12 protein-coding genes and 1 tRNA gene are annotated in these 11,902 nt (G+C 60.8%); 8 read left to right on the plus strand and 5 right to left on the minus strand.

Going from position 1 to position 11,902, the window contains the following annotated elements:
- Nucleotides 1-72: 72 nt before the first annotated feature.
- The 3 genes from ASD63_RS21375 to ASD63_RS21385 all read right to left on the minus strand — a co-directional run bounded on the left by ASD63_RS21375 (nucleotide 73) and on the right by ASD63_RS21385 (nucleotide 4,274).
- Nucleotides 73-1,113, minus strand: a complete 1,041-nt coding sequence (locus ASD63_RS21375) for a porin (protein WP_034804167.1) — start codon at nucleotides 1,111-1,113, stop codon at nucleotides 73-75.
- 664 nt (nucleotides 1,114-1,777) lie between these two features.
- Nucleotides 1,778-1,867, minus strand: a tRNA-Ser gene (locus ASD63_RS21380).
- A 187-nt stretch (nucleotides 1,868-2,054) separates the two neighbouring features.
- Nucleotides 2,055-4,274, minus strand: coding sequence for a caspase family protein (locus tag ASD63_RS21385; protein ID WP_051659669.1), 2,220 nt, complete (start codon nucleotides 4,272-4,274; stop codon nucleotides 2,055-2,057).
- Between the two features lie 293 nt (nucleotides 4,275-4,567).
- On the opposite strand from ASD63_RS21385, the gene ASD63_RS21390 reads away from it, so the two are divergent.
- From ASD63_RS21390 to ASD63_RS21400, 3 genes are all read left to right on the plus strand, one after another.
- Nucleotides 4,568-4,924: a hypothetical protein gene (locus ASD63_RS21390; protein WP_034804168.1), complete on the plus strand. Its 357-nt coding sequence runs from the start codon at nucleotides 4,568-4,570 to the stop codon at nucleotides 4,922-4,924.
- Nucleotides 4,925-5,145: 221 nt separating this feature from the next.
- On the plus strand, nucleotides 5,146-5,523 hold the full coding sequence (locus ASD63_RS21395) for a PilZ domain-containing protein (RefSeq protein ID WP_034804171.1): 378 nt from the start codon (nucleotides 5,146-5,148) through the stop codon (nucleotides 5,521-5,523).
- 120 nt (nucleotides 5,524-5,643) lie between these two features.
- Complete coding sequence (locus ASD63_RS21400; RefSeq protein ID WP_034804174.1) at nucleotides 5,644-6,759, plus strand: pyridoxal phosphate-dependent aminotransferase; 1,116 nt, start codon at nucleotides 5,644-5,646, stop codon at nucleotides 6,757-6,759.
- A gap of 51 nt (nucleotides 6,760-6,810) precedes the next feature.
- Here ASD63_RS21400 and ASD63_RS21405 read toward each other — a convergent pair whose 3' ends face one another.
- A complete protein-coding gene (locus ASD63_RS21405; RefSeq protein WP_034804178.1) occupies nucleotides 6,811-7,077 on the minus strand; it encodes a sel1 repeat family protein in 267 nt (88 codons plus the stop codon).
- A 595-nt stretch (nucleotides 7,078-7,672) separates the two neighbouring features.
- On the opposite strand from ASD63_RS21405, the gene ASD63_RS21410 reads away from it, so the two are divergent.
- From ASD63_RS21410 to ASD63_RS21420, 5 genes are all read left to right on the plus strand, one after another.
- Nucleotides 7,673-8,014, plus strand: a complete 342-nt coding sequence (locus tag ASD63_RS21410; protein ID WP_034804181.1) for a DUF2147 domain-containing protein — start codon at nucleotides 7,673-7,675, stop codon at nucleotides 8,012-8,014.
- Nucleotides 8,015-8,328: 314 nt separating this feature from the next.
- Complete coding sequence (locus ASD63_RS35735; protein WP_034804185.1) at nucleotides 8,329-8,502, plus strand: hypothetical protein; 174 nt, start codon at nucleotides 8,329-8,331, stop codon at nucleotides 8,500-8,502.
- Nucleotides 8,503-8,574: 72 nt separating this feature from the next.
- A complete protein-coding gene (locus tag ASD63_RS35190; RefSeq protein WP_162251053.1) occupies nucleotides 8,575-8,751 on the plus strand; it encodes a hypothetical protein in 177 nt (58 codons plus the stop codon).
- Between the two features lie 145 nt (nucleotides 8,752-8,896).
- Nucleotides 8,897-9,217 carry a YnfA family protein gene (locus ASD63_RS21415; RefSeq protein ID WP_034804329.1) on the plus strand — a complete coding sequence of 107 codons (321 nt, stop codon included), beginning with the start codon at nucleotides 8,897-8,899 and terminating at the stop codon, nucleotides 9,215-9,217.
- 83 nt (nucleotides 9,218-9,300) lie between these two features.
- Nucleotides 9,301-10,803 carry an AMP nucleosidase gene (locus ASD63_RS21420; protein ID WP_034804189.1) on the plus strand — a complete coding sequence of 501 codons (1,503 nt, stop codon included), beginning with the start codon at nucleotides 9,301-9,303 and terminating at the stop codon, nucleotides 10,801-10,803.
- Between the two features lie 42 nt (nucleotides 10,804-10,845).
- Here ASD63_RS21420 and ASD63_RS21425 read toward each other — a convergent pair whose 3' ends face one another.
- On the minus strand, nucleotides 10,846-11,799 hold the full coding sequence (locus tag ASD63_RS21425) for a lysylphosphatidylglycerol synthase domain-containing protein (RefSeq protein ID WP_034804192.1): 954 nt from the start codon (nucleotides 11,797-11,799) through the stop codon (nucleotides 10,846-10,848).
- Nucleotides 11,800-11,902: the final 103 nt, after the last annotated feature.

The raw sequence follows: 11,902 nt of genomic DNA on the forward strand, positions 1-11,902 counted from the left end.
TGGTGCCATACCAAAACGAAAAAACCCGGCTCGAAAGCCGGGTTTCTCTCTTCTGACCGAGGTCAGACGATCTTAGAAGTCGCGCTGCAGGCGGACGAAGCCGAATACCTGATCCTGTTCGCCGTCAGCATCTTCGTACTGAACCGACACGCGGGTCGCGAGACCTTCGGTGATCTTGTAGTCGAGCGTGACGCCAGCGCGCCATGCGTCGTCACCGCTGAAGTCGGTGAGCGAGCCGTGGCTCAGGTTGTCGAAGTACTGAACGCCGGGGGTGATGGCCAGCTTGTCGGTCGCGTTGAAGCGGTACGACGCAGCAACGGTCCACTCAGACTTTTCCCAGTAAGCGTTCGGGTTCGAAGCCCAGATACCAGCAACCTGGAAGACGCCCGGGCCGAGGTCAGCCGAGAGCAGAGCGCGGATTGCGCCTTCTTCGAGTTCAGAGTCGTAACCGCCGAGCAGGTCGAAGGAAACGCCGCCGAGCGAAGCCGAAACGATACCGGAAACGCCAACACCGTTCGACTTGGTCGAGGTGCCTTCGAGTTCGTCAACCGAGAGACCGGCCTGGAACGAACCGCCGTCGTAGAGGTAGGCGATCGAGTTGAATTCGGTGAAGTTGCCGAGCGAGTCGGTTTCGCCGTTCAGGCCCTTATCCCACCAGTTGTAGAAGAAGCCGGCCTTGAGGCCACCGAGCTGGATGTAGGCTTCGTCAACGTCGATGAAGCTGTCGCCGATGTCGGTGTCGTTGTCAGCGTTGAACTCAGCAGCGAAGAAGCCGGTGAGCGTGCCGTACTCGGTGTCGCTCTTGGCGTCAAACGAGATGTAAGCGCGGGAGAAAACGTCCCAGTCCGACGTGGACTGACCGCCCAGGTTGCCCTGGTTGTAACGGCTGTCAGCAGCGTCTTCACCGAACGAACCCTGAACACGGATGAAGCCGCCGATCTTGAGGCAGGTTTCGGTGCCCGGGATGTAGAAGTAGCCAGTGCCGAAAGCGTCGCAAACGCGAACGTATTCCATGGGCTCCGGCTCTGCTGCGACGATAGCGTCGGCTGCCTGAGCGCCGGAAACTGCTGCGAGAGCTGCAGCGGAGCCGAGAAGAAGGCTCTTGATGTTCATTTCTGACCTCCAGTCAAAAGTTTCAAACGGGTCTGGGTATTTTGCTGAAGGACAGCTTTCCCTGCCCCATCCCCAACGTTCAAGAAGTCGGACGATCAACCGCCCTTGCTTCCGGAGTTGAAAATACAAGACCGGATCACCGGCGCAACGTCCAACTAGCGAGTTCACGTCCTTTGCATCGCCCTTCGCCGAGGCCTGTTGCTGAAACGACACAAAATCGCCGCAGACCCCCGCAGAAAATTAACAAAGCATTAAGAAAACCCTTTAGCGACGGGGGGTTAGCATAAGGAAGGTGGGGGTCGCCTGTTTCAGAAAGAGGCAGAAACCCGCCCAAAACAGGGGAAAAGCTGGACGCGAACCCCGTTTCAGATGTCCAGTGAATGCCTAAAACAGCATTCGCTCCAAGAAAGCGCTTGGTGGAGAAAGGATGGCGGCCTGAGGAATCAGCAGAATCAACGCAGAGATTCGGCAAACGCCCCGACCAGGTGATTCTGAACGATGCAAAGATCAGCACCGCGCAGCACCAAGAATGCACGGGCGCCCCTGGCGACGACTGCCGCAACGGCTCACGAACCACAATAAATGAAATTCAGTCGAGAGATAGCCGAAACCAAATGCTCGCTCGAAGGGCGGGGCGCAAAGGACATGGGGCTATTTGGGACAATGGCGGAGAAGAAGGGATTCGAACCCTCGATACCGTTTCCGGTATACTCCCTTAGCAGGGGAGCGCCTTCGACCACTCGGCCACCTCTCCGTTAGCGCCTGACTAGTGTCACTCAGCGGCCAATGCAAGATTTTTTTGTCGGTTTCCGGGAAATCCTCGCATTTTCATGTGGGCCGATCGGCAACCCCCGTCGTGCCGCGTCGTGTTCGCCCTCATCTCCGCAGGCAAGATCAGCGTACGCAGCCATGTGATTCCACATCGGCGCATCGCCTGCTGCTTACGATTTGCGCGCGAGGCGCTCGATCGCCTGTTGGGTCGCCGCGCCGAACTCGCCGTCGACCGGACCACCATAATACCCGCGGTCCTTCAGCAGGTTCTGCATTTCCTTGCGGAATGCGGGCGTGAAATTGTTGGGCTGGCTCTTCAGTTCATCGAGTTTCGCCGGATCGCCGCCCTCGACGCTGGCTGCAGCCCAGCGAACCGCCTCCTTCGCGTCCGCCTTGGTGCCGAGGCCGTAATCATAGAGGCGACTGAGGTTGCCCATCGCATAGGCGCTGCCGGCGTTGGCCGCCATCTCATACCAGGTGCGCGCCTGCACATAGTCCTGCGCGACACCATTGCCGATATCGTAGAACCAGCCGAGCAGCGCCATGGAATAGGAATCACCCACGTTGGCCGCCTTCTCGTACCAGATCTTGGCTTCCGGGTAGCTCTGCTCAGTCCCCAGTCCGTTCTGATAGGCCCAACCGAGCGACGACATCGCGTTGGCGTCGCCGCTTTCGGCGGCCTTCTTATACCAGGCGAGCGATTGTTGGAGGTCTTTCGGCAGGCCAAGGCCTTCGCGATAGAACCAGCCCATCGTCGCCATGGCATTGGCATAGCCCTGATTGGCCGCCAGTTCATACCACCGGGCGGCTTCCGCATAGTCCTGCGCGATGCCGTCATAGCCCTCGCGATAGAGCCAGCCGAGCGAGGCCTGCCCATAGGCATTGCCGGCGCGGGCCGCCTGGTCGAACATGCGCTTGCCCTCGTCGACGTCCACCGGCCCATCGGTCCCGTAGACCGAGAACCAGGCGAGATTGGTCAACGCATACATGTTACCGCCGTCGGCCGCCTTTCGGTAGTTGCGCCGCGCTTCGACATAATTCCGCCCGGCGTCCTGCGCGCGCCCCAACATATTGACGAGCATCATATCGTCAGGGTTTTCGTTGACGGCCTGGGCACAGGCGGTGAGCGCCCTTTCGGCGTCGAGCTTCAGGAAATTGACCCCGAGGAAACCGGGCATCGACTGCGGCTCGCCGGCAAGCAGATAGCAATCGCGCGAAGCCTGGGTGTCCTTGCCGGTCGGCGAGACGTTGAGGCCCTTCTGCGGCTCGAGGGCTGCAATCTGCTGCTCGGCCTCCGCCTTGTGCTTGCTGTCAGGGTAGCGCTCGATGAAGCGCGTCAGCGCCGCCGCATCGGTCGACTGCTTCAAGGCGTCCCAGGCAATCTCGTCCGGCGTCACGCTCGATGTCTGCTCGGCTTCGCTCAAGAGCTTCAGCTTCTTTTCCGCGAGCATCTTATAGACCGGGTCCGAACCATGCTTGGCCAGGAAGGCGGTCAACAGGTCCTTGTCCGCGAGATCGCGGATGTTCTGCCAGTCGGCAGCCGCCTCGGATTGGCTGTTGGGCGACAACTGTCCGCCATTATTGGTGACGGTGATGTTCACCTCTTTGATGTTGAGAAAGATCTGGGCGCCGCCGAGCGAGCCGTAGACGAAAGGCTCCTGGCCGCGATTGGTTACCGACACCACCTCGTCGCGAACCTTTCCAAGCGCGATGCGGACATCGACGCCCGGTTCCGTCAGATACTTGGCGAGTGCCGTGGCGAAGGGGCTGTTCTTGCCCTCCCCGTCGAGCGCGACCGTGCCGGCCTTCGAGGCGAAGGCGACGAGCAGATCGGCCGATTCGGGCTCGACGCGCGCCAGTCCGCGCGAAACGGCCCTGGTCGAGATCGAACGCGTCATGCTCTGCTCGAAAGGATTGTTGCGACAGGCGTCGAGAATCACCAGCTTGAGCTTGGTCGCGCCTTCGAGCGAACGCTGAACTCGATCGAGGCCGATCGCCTCGTCCTCGATATCCTTGTCAGTCTTCAGTTGCGCGTCGACGGGAAGCAGGAAGTTCTCGCCATTCATCTCCATGCCATGGCCTGAGTAATAGACGATCGCAACTTCGGCACCGGTCGCGAGATCCTCGAAGTCGCGCAGCGCCTTGACCATCTCCTGGCGACCGACGTCGTGCACCGTCGTCACCGAATCGAACCCGGCATCCTCGAACGAAGCCTTCATCAGTTCGACGTCGTTGGCGGGGTTGTTGAGCGGCGACGTCGCTTCATATTTCTCATTGCCGATCAGCAGCGCGACGCGTTTTGCCGCCCATGCCCCTGATGGCATCGACACAAGCAGCGCCACACAGACGATCGAAAGCGGCAGCCACCGCCGCGCAAGCCCCAAGGCCATGTTATTCCCTCCAGCACCCATCATCGTCTTCCGCCTTGCCCAGCGTGAACGACAGACGATGCCTCGCCCGATTACCCTCGGAGGCGGCCGTCGGCGCCCCGGTCATGTCTAATGAAAGTATTACGTATGAGGTTGGGGCTTTCAATGTGCGCGCATGCCAAATTTAGCGACGACGCCTGCCGATGGCACAAGGTTTAAGCAAGGCGGCGTGCTTAGCTCAATCACGGGGGGCGCGGCGAGTCCGCCAAGAACACCACAGATCCGCCGAGGGCTGCGCTGATACGGAGCTTGCCATGTCGATGAAAATGCATGTCGCCGAGGTAAAGCCAGGCCAGCTCGCCACGACCCACCAGCATTATTTCATCGAGCGGCCGTGCAGGATCCTCGTCATTGGGCAGCACCTGAAAGCCAAGACAAAGTATCGGTGCCTGCTGCGCCATATCTCTATTGCCGGCGCGATGCTCGACTTCAATGCGACGATCCCGCTGCCGAAGCACTTCTTCCTCGAGATCGAGGGCTTCAAGGAAGAAATCGGTTGCTCTGAGGTTTACCGTGAGAGCGCGGAACTCGGGGTGCGTTTCAACATGCTGCTTTCGGCAGATTTCCTGAGACGCCTGATCCGCATGCAGTTTTCCAGCGGCGGACTTTGATCTCCTCAAATCAAGCGAGCCCCGACATTAGATTTCGAGCCCCGACATTAGATTTTTAGTGATCGATTTCAGGGGATTGCAAGTTTCTTCTGCAAGACTGATTCTAGCATCGGTAGAAATCGTCCACCGATATGATGTGGGACAAATGAATTGTCCGGGGTCCACGAATGCGGTCAAAGGTTGATCGTGCCGTGCGACCCGGCACTGGCGGAGAAAGACGCATGCAGAACCAGACCATGTATTCCTGCGTCCCCTCGCCATTTTACGAGCGGCGCTACGAGCGTTTCAACATCGGCCATGCGGGCACGCTGACCGCCGTGCAGCCGGGGCTCGGAAGCGTCTCGGTCCGGTCCTGCCGGATGATCGACATATCGCGCGGCGGCGCGAGCTTTGCCGTCGACACCAATATCGGTCTGCCGCAACATTATTATCTGCACATCGTCGGCACTTCGCTTCGGATCGGCTGTGCAGAGGTCTATCGCAACGGCGAGCGCATCGGCGTCCAGTTCATCAAGCCTATCGAGCAGACCTTGCTGCGCGAAATCATCCGGCAGGAGTTCTTCACCGGGCAAGTCAAAAACGCAAAGCCGCGGCGATAGGCCAGCCACAAAACGAAAGGCGGCAGATTCCCGCAGCTTTTCTTTCGGGAACGATTCCGAATTGCCAAAGCATGCGATAAGTTCCCCCGTACGTCATCCGAACGGGGCCTTATCTTCAGCATGTCCGCATTCTCTCGCTTCACGCCGCTCATCCAATCCCTACCGTCCACCATCCCCTTTGTCGGGCCGGAGGCGATCGAACGCCAGCGCGGGCGCGCGATCGCGGCGCGCATCGGCGCCAATGAAAGCGGCTTCGGTCCGGCGGAGAGCGTGCTTTCAGCGATGAGAGAGGCAGCCAGCGGAACCTGGAAATATGCTGACCCGGAAAATCACGATCTGAAACAAGCGCTTGCAGCCCATCTCGGAACCAACCCGGCCAATCTCGCGATCGGCGAAGGCATCGACGGCTTGCTCGGCCAGATCGTCCGCATGGTGATCGAGCCGGGCATGCCGGTCGTCACCTCGCTCGGGGCTTACCCCACCTTCAATTACCACGTCGTCGGCCATGGCGGCCGGCTCGTCACAGTGCCCTATGCGGGGGACCGGGAAGACCTCGATGGGTTACTGGCAGCCGTGAAGCAGGAAAATGCGCCGCTCGTCTATTTCGCCAATCCCGACAATCCGATGGGAAGCTGGTGGTCGGCCGAACGCATTGTCGAGTTCGCGAGGGGCCTGCCCGAAACGACGCTGTTCATTCTGGATGAAGCCTACTGTGAAACCGCACCGGCCGAAGCGCTACCACCGATCGACGCCCTGATCGACATGCCGAACGTGGTGCGCACGCGCACGTTCTCGAAGGCCTACGGGCTTGCGGGTTCGCGTGTCGGCTATGTGGTCACCACGCCGGGCACGGCCCAGGCTTTCGACAAGATCCGCAACCATTTCGGCATGAACCGGATCGGCGTCGCCGCGGCAATCGCAGCGCTTGCGGACGAGGTGTATCTGAAGGAAGTGACGGCCAAGATTGCGGCGTCGCGGCAGCGAATTGCTGCTATCGCCACGCAAAATGGCCTTGCCCCGCTCGTCTCAGCCACCAACTTCGTGGCCGTCGATTGTGGCCGGGACGCGGTCTATGCCCGCGCGATCGTCGATACCTTGATGAGCGACCACGGCATCTTCATAAGAATGCCGGGGGTGGCGCCGCTCAATCGCTGCATCCGGATCAGCACCGGACCGGAGACGGAGATGGCCCTGCTCGAAGCGGCTATGCCCGCGGTCCTGAAGAAACTCGCCTGACCCCTTTTCTCAAGGCCCAGCTTGCGGCGCCGTCGGGCGCCGCCCGTCCGATCAGTGAACCGTCATCCATTCGCGAGCTGCGCGCAGCGCCGCTGCGAGGTCCGGCTTACTCATCGTCATCGCCAGGTCGGCGCGCAGATCGACGGCGCGGTCGCAACCCTTGATCGCCGCGATGTTCAGCCACTTGTGGGCGGCGACGAGATCGACCGGGCGACCGTGGCCGGTCGCGTAGGCCAGACCCATGTCGCAAAAGACTTCCGCCTGGTTGTCACCACCCATCGCGGCATCCGAAGCAATCTGCATATCAAAGCGTGCCATTGTCGTGTCCCTGTCTTGCCTGGTTGGTTTTTCCGAAGCAGCCCGCCCGTTTGGGGCGGACCATGCTCCAGATCAGCACTTGTTTTGGTCCCTGTTCGACCTTGCCTCTTTGCGGGCCTTTCCGAAGCGCGCCGTCTTTTTTGCGGTGTCGTCCTCGGTGGTTTTTCGGAGCGTTTCGTTCCGCTCGTCTTATGGCTTCACTATGCCTGACGGGCTTCAATGGGCGCTTAAAATGCATGCTTAATTTGCGACAAACAAAGTTCAAACGCTTGGTAAACTTGAGTTTTTGTTAAACATCGGAAGGCTTGAAATCCGGCGCATTCGCCTCAAAATTTACGAAAAATTCAATCGACGATTTCAACCAAACGCTAACCACGAAAAGATCGGCGCCAGCAAAGTCCGCGCAATTCCTTGCGCAAGAAGCGCTCAAAACCGCCCAGGAAAAAGCGGCAAAGGCCGCGATTCGGCTGGTTTACCTTTACGTGCGCGTAAGCTATCTTGCCCGCGGCGGTGAGGAGACTGCCTTTTCATACGAGGACATCTTGAGCTGCCGGCGGAGCGGACCACGCCGGCAGCCTCAATCTGGAGGACACGAATGCTACGTACATTGCTCATCACCGCGACGCTGGCTCTCGGCATTGCCGGAACCGCCGCGGCGGCGGAACCGATCCTAGGCAACTGGAAGACGGCGAGCGGCGCCACGGCGGAAATCGCCCCCTGCGGCGGCGCCTTTTGCATCACGCTGAAGACCGGCAAGCATGCCGGCAAGCGCATCGGCAACCTTTCGGGCACCGATGGCAGCTACTCGGGCGAGATTACCGATCCGGACACCGACAAGACCTATAGCGGCTCGGGCGCTGTCAACGGCAATTCGCTGAAGATGAAGGGCTGCGTGCTGAAGGTGCTGTGCAAGTCGCAGACATGGACCCGTCTCTAACAGAGCCGGCGCGGCAGAAATCGCCGCTACGATTACGACGATGAAAGGGCAGCCGATGGCTGCCCTTTTTTATGGGCGCGAAGGATCTGCCGAGCGGCCTTTCGCCGGCGCCCTCAACCGGCCTTTTGAAATGGCCCGAGCATACGCCTTCCGTTTCGACGGACAGTGCCACCGGGGTCGGCCGGCTCTCGGCTCCGTGGGCGTACAACCGAAGATGAACGCCAGATGAACGGACATCTCAGCATCAATTCAGTTTGGGTATGCGAAAACACACTCAATCGATTTGAACCTGCCTCCAAACAACGGACAGAACCATGGATATCCTCGCTCGGCGCCTCACCATCATCAGCCTTCTGATGGTCGTTTTCGCTGTCACTCTTGCAGCTGCAGTCAGCGCTGACACCGAACGTCGCCGCAGCAACACCTATCTCGGTTCGCTGACCGATTGCACCGCCCACACGGCACAGTACTGCCAGGCCAAGCTCTAACGCAGCCAGGCAGGCTAAGTTCCAGAGCCTCAACTGAAGCCGATCACTTCGTGGTCTGATGGAGAGACGAACATGCTGGCAGCACTTTCGACTTCAGCCTTTCTGTCGCTGCGCGTCCTGGCGCTCGCCAGCCTGCTGATGGCGCCGGTCGGGGCGCTCGCCTACTCCAAGGCCAGCGGCACGGGCATCGGCAAGCAGGGCGCGGGCCTTGTCCTCTTCGTCACCCTGCAGCGCCAGGCCATGACCTGACGGATCGTTGCGGATCGGAACTACGAGCTGAAAGGGGCGCACATTGCGCCCTTTTGTTTTAACCGGCTTGCGCATCGGCGAGCCGCTTTCCTATCCTTGGTTTTCCAGAGGATTCGTCTCAGCCAAGGCCACCAGACCCGAACCGATGCCCGCCTATCTCATCTATGCCCTCGCCGCCCTTGCAGAAATTGCCGGCTGCTTTGCCTTCTGGGCCTGGCTGAAGCTCGACAAGTCTGCGCTCTGGCTTGTTCCCGGAATCGTCTCGCTGGCGCTCTTTGCCTGGCTGCTGACCTTGATCGACAGCCCCGCGGCCGGCCGCGCCTATGCGGCCTATGGCGGCGTGTATATCGCCGCATCGCTCATCTGGCTCTGGCTGGCGGAAGGCGTCAGACCGGACCGCTGGGATCTTGCCGGCATGACGGTTGCGCTGATCGGCAGTGCGATCATCCTCGCCGGCCCGCGTTGAGCAACGGGCCTCAAATCGCCCCGCGGTTGTGCGTGCCGCCATCTTGTCGTTTGCTTGTCAGAAGCCGCAGCCTATAATGCGACATGAACAAGCGAATCTCTTCACACTCCGTCCTTTCCACAGCAACGCCCGAGCCTTTCGAGCCGCAGTATTTCGATGATCCTGCGGCCGCAGTCGATTGCCTCGAGGCGCTTTACGAGCGCAATACCCGGTTCCTCTGCGAGGCGTTCGAGGGGCTGGGCAAGGGCGGCAAGCCGTTGACCCGTTATCGCGCCTGCTACCCGCAGGTCAGCATCGAGACGAGCAGCTTCGGCCATGTCGATTCCCGTCTTTCCTATGGTTATGTCAGCGCGCCCGGCGTCTATACGACGACGATCACGCGGCCAAAACTCTTCCGGCACTATCTGAAGGAACAGCTCGGGTTGTTGACGCGCAACCACGGTCTCGGCATCACGGTCTCGGAATCGGCCACCCCGATCCCCTTGCATTTCGCCTTCGGCGAAAGCGCCTATGTCGAGGCATCGGCCGCCAATGCCATCGACATCCCCTTGCGCGACCTGTTCGACGCGCCTGATCTGACGACCACGGACGATGAGATCGCCAACGGTTCCTACGAACCAGGTCCGGGCGAACCGTCGCCGCTTGCCCCGTTCACGGCGCAGCGCATCGACTATTCGCTGGCGCGCCTCAGCCACTACACGGCGACGAGCGCCAATCATTTCCAGAACTTCGTGCTCTTCACCAACTACCAGTTCTATATAGACGAATTCTGCGCTTGGGCCCGCCAGCAGATGGCGGAAGGCGGCAACGGCTACACAGCCTTCGTCGAGCCCGGAAACATCATTACGCCCGCCGGGGCCGACAAGCCGGAGACGGACTTTACCCTTCCGCGGTTGCCGCAGATGCCGGCCTATCACCTGAAGAAGAAGGGCCACGGCGGCATCACCATGGTCAACATCGGTGTCGGCCCGTCCAACGCCAAGACGATCACCGACCATATCGCCGTGTTGCGCCCGCACGTCTGGCTGATGCTCGGCCACTGCGCCGGCTTGCGCAACAGCCAGCGGCTCGGCGACTACGTGCTTGCCCATGCCTATATGCGCGAGGATCACGTGCTCGACGACGACCTGCCGGTCTGGATCCCGCTGCCGGCGCTCGCCGAAGTGCAGGTGGCGCTGCAGGATGCCGTGGCCGAAGTGACCGGTTATCGGGACTACGATCTCAAGCAGATCATGCGCACCGGGACCGTCGCCACCATCGACAACCGCAACTGGGAGCTTCGCGACCAGCGCGGCCCGGTCAAGCGCCTGTCGCAGGCGCGCGCCATCGCGCTCGACATGGAATCGGCAACGATCGCCGCCAACGGCTTCCGTTTCCGCGTGCCCTATGGAACGCTGTTGTGCGTCTCCGACAAGCCGCTGCATGGCGAACTGAAGCTGCCGGGCATGGCAACGGCCTTCTACAAGACGCAGGTCAGCCAGCATCTGAAGATCGGCATCCTGGCGCTGCAGAAGCTCGCGGCGATGCCGCCGGAAAAGCTGCATTCGCGCAAGCTCAGAAGCTTCTACGAGACCTCGTTCCAGTAGAGGTCAAAACGTCGCTAGGACATTGCCCCACGGCACGGCGCTCTAGCGACGTTTCCCCAAAACCATCGACAACAGCGTGCCCGCGACTGCGGACACGATGATCAGGAGATGCGCGTTGACGCCGGCCGTCGCCAGCAGTTCGAGGCCCGCCCGGCCGGCGGGGGCGCCGAAGGAAACGGCACCGGCCGCAATCGCTGCCGGATAGGTGCCGACGCCAGCCGGCGCATGCATCGGCAGCACCGAAGAAAGCTCGCCTCCGAGCGCGCCGCCAAAACAGGCCGCAAGCGGCGCAACTCCCATGAACGCCAGCACCCAGGCGAGCACGATTACCTTGACGGCCCAGTTGAGGATGGTCATGCCCCAGGCGCGCAGGAACGCAGCCACGGTGCCCGGCAGGCCCGCCTCCAATTCCTCGACGACCGGCTCGAACTTTGCCGGCAGGAGCCTGCGCGCCAGCGCGATTGCGTGGTCCTTCAAGAGAAAGAAGAGAAGCGGCGAGGCAAGCGCCGCAAACCAGACGAGCCAGAGCCCGATCGACCCTCTGCCGAAGACCAATCCGACGACGGCCACGACGAGGAGCGCATGCAGGTCGAGCAGGCGCATGACCAGAAGAGCGGCCGTCCCCCTGGCGAGCGGGACAGAAAACTCCGAACGCATCAGGAGAGGAAAGCTGGTCTCGCCGGCCCGAAACGGCAGCATGATGTTCAGGAGATTGTGGACCTGGGTGACCCGAAAGAGCGGCAGGAAACGCCCCGACGTTTCGCTCGGGAAGTAATCGTAGATGCGATAGCAGCGAATGAAGTAGGTCGCGATGAGCAGCAAGAGGGCCGCAGATGCGGCACCAACGCCGATTTCGGACCACTGGCGCAAGAGCGCCGACCAGCCCCAGAACCACTCAACGAAGGCCGCGTAGGCCGCAATGGCGCCCGCCGACAGCAATGTCATCCGGTTGCGGACGAGCCAGGATCGCCGGTCAGGCTCGCAATCCGATGTCATCAGGCCTCGATTTCCCGTGTTGAAGGGCAAGATTGAACGTTGGTTATCACCGATAACTGTGCAAGAAAACGATTATGTAAGCAGTCCAATTCTTGCGGCAGCG

The organism is Ensifer sp. Root558, from assembly GCF_001427045.1.
In the GTDB taxonomy this organism is placed as follows: Bacteria; Pseudomonadota; Alphaproteobacteria; order Rhizobiales; family Rhizobiaceae; genus Ensifer; species Ensifer adhaerens.

Bases quoted from the DNA above. Each gene is read 5' to 3' on its own strand.
- ASD63_RS21375 (WP_034804167.1), bottom strand. From the start codon at position 1,113: ATGAACATCAAGAGCCTTCTTCTCGGCTCCGCTGCAGCTCTCGCAGCA.
- ASD63_RS21385 (WP_051659669.1), bottom strand. From the start codon at position 4,274: ATGGCCTTGGGGCTTGCGCGGCGGTGGCTGCCGCTTTCGATCGTCTGT.
- ASD63_RS21390 (WP_034804168.1), top strand. From the start codon at position 4,568: ATGTCGATGAAAATGCATGTCGCCGAGGTAAAGCCAGGCCAGCTCGCC.
- ASD63_RS21395 (WP_034804171.1), top strand. From the start codon at position 5,146: ATGCAGAACCAGACCATGTATTCCTGCGTCCCCTCGCCATTTTACGAG.
- ASD63_RS21400 (WP_034804174.1), top strand. From the start codon at position 5,644: ATGTCCGCATTCTCTCGCTTCACGCCGCTCATCCAATCCCTACCGTCC.
- ASD63_RS21405 (WP_034804178.1), bottom strand. From the start codon at position 7,077: ATGGCACGCTTTGATATGCAGATTGCTTCGGATGCCGCGATGGGTGGT.
- ASD63_RS21410 (WP_034804181.1), top strand. From the start codon at position 7,673: ATGCTACGTACATTGCTCATCACCGCGACGCTGGCTCTCGGCATTGCC.
- ASD63_RS35735 (WP_034804185.1), top strand. From the start codon at position 8,329: ATGGATATCCTCGCTCGGCGCCTCACCATCATCAGCCTTCTGATGGTC.
- ASD63_RS35190 (WP_162251053.1), top strand. From the start codon at position 8,575: ATGCTGGCAGCACTTTCGACTTCAGCCTTTCTGTCGCTGCGCGTCCTG.
- ASD63_RS21415 (WP_034804329.1), top strand. From the start codon at position 8,897: ATGCCCGCCTATCTCATCTATGCCCTCGCCGCCCTTGCAGAAATTGCC.
- ASD63_RS21420 (WP_034804189.1), top strand. From the start codon at position 9,301: ATGAACAAGCGAATCTCTTCACACTCCGTCCTTTCCACAGCAACGCCC.
- ASD63_RS21425 (WP_034804192.1), bottom strand. From the start codon at position 11,799: ATGACATCGGATTGCGAGCCTGACCGGCGATCCTGGCTCGTCCGCAAC.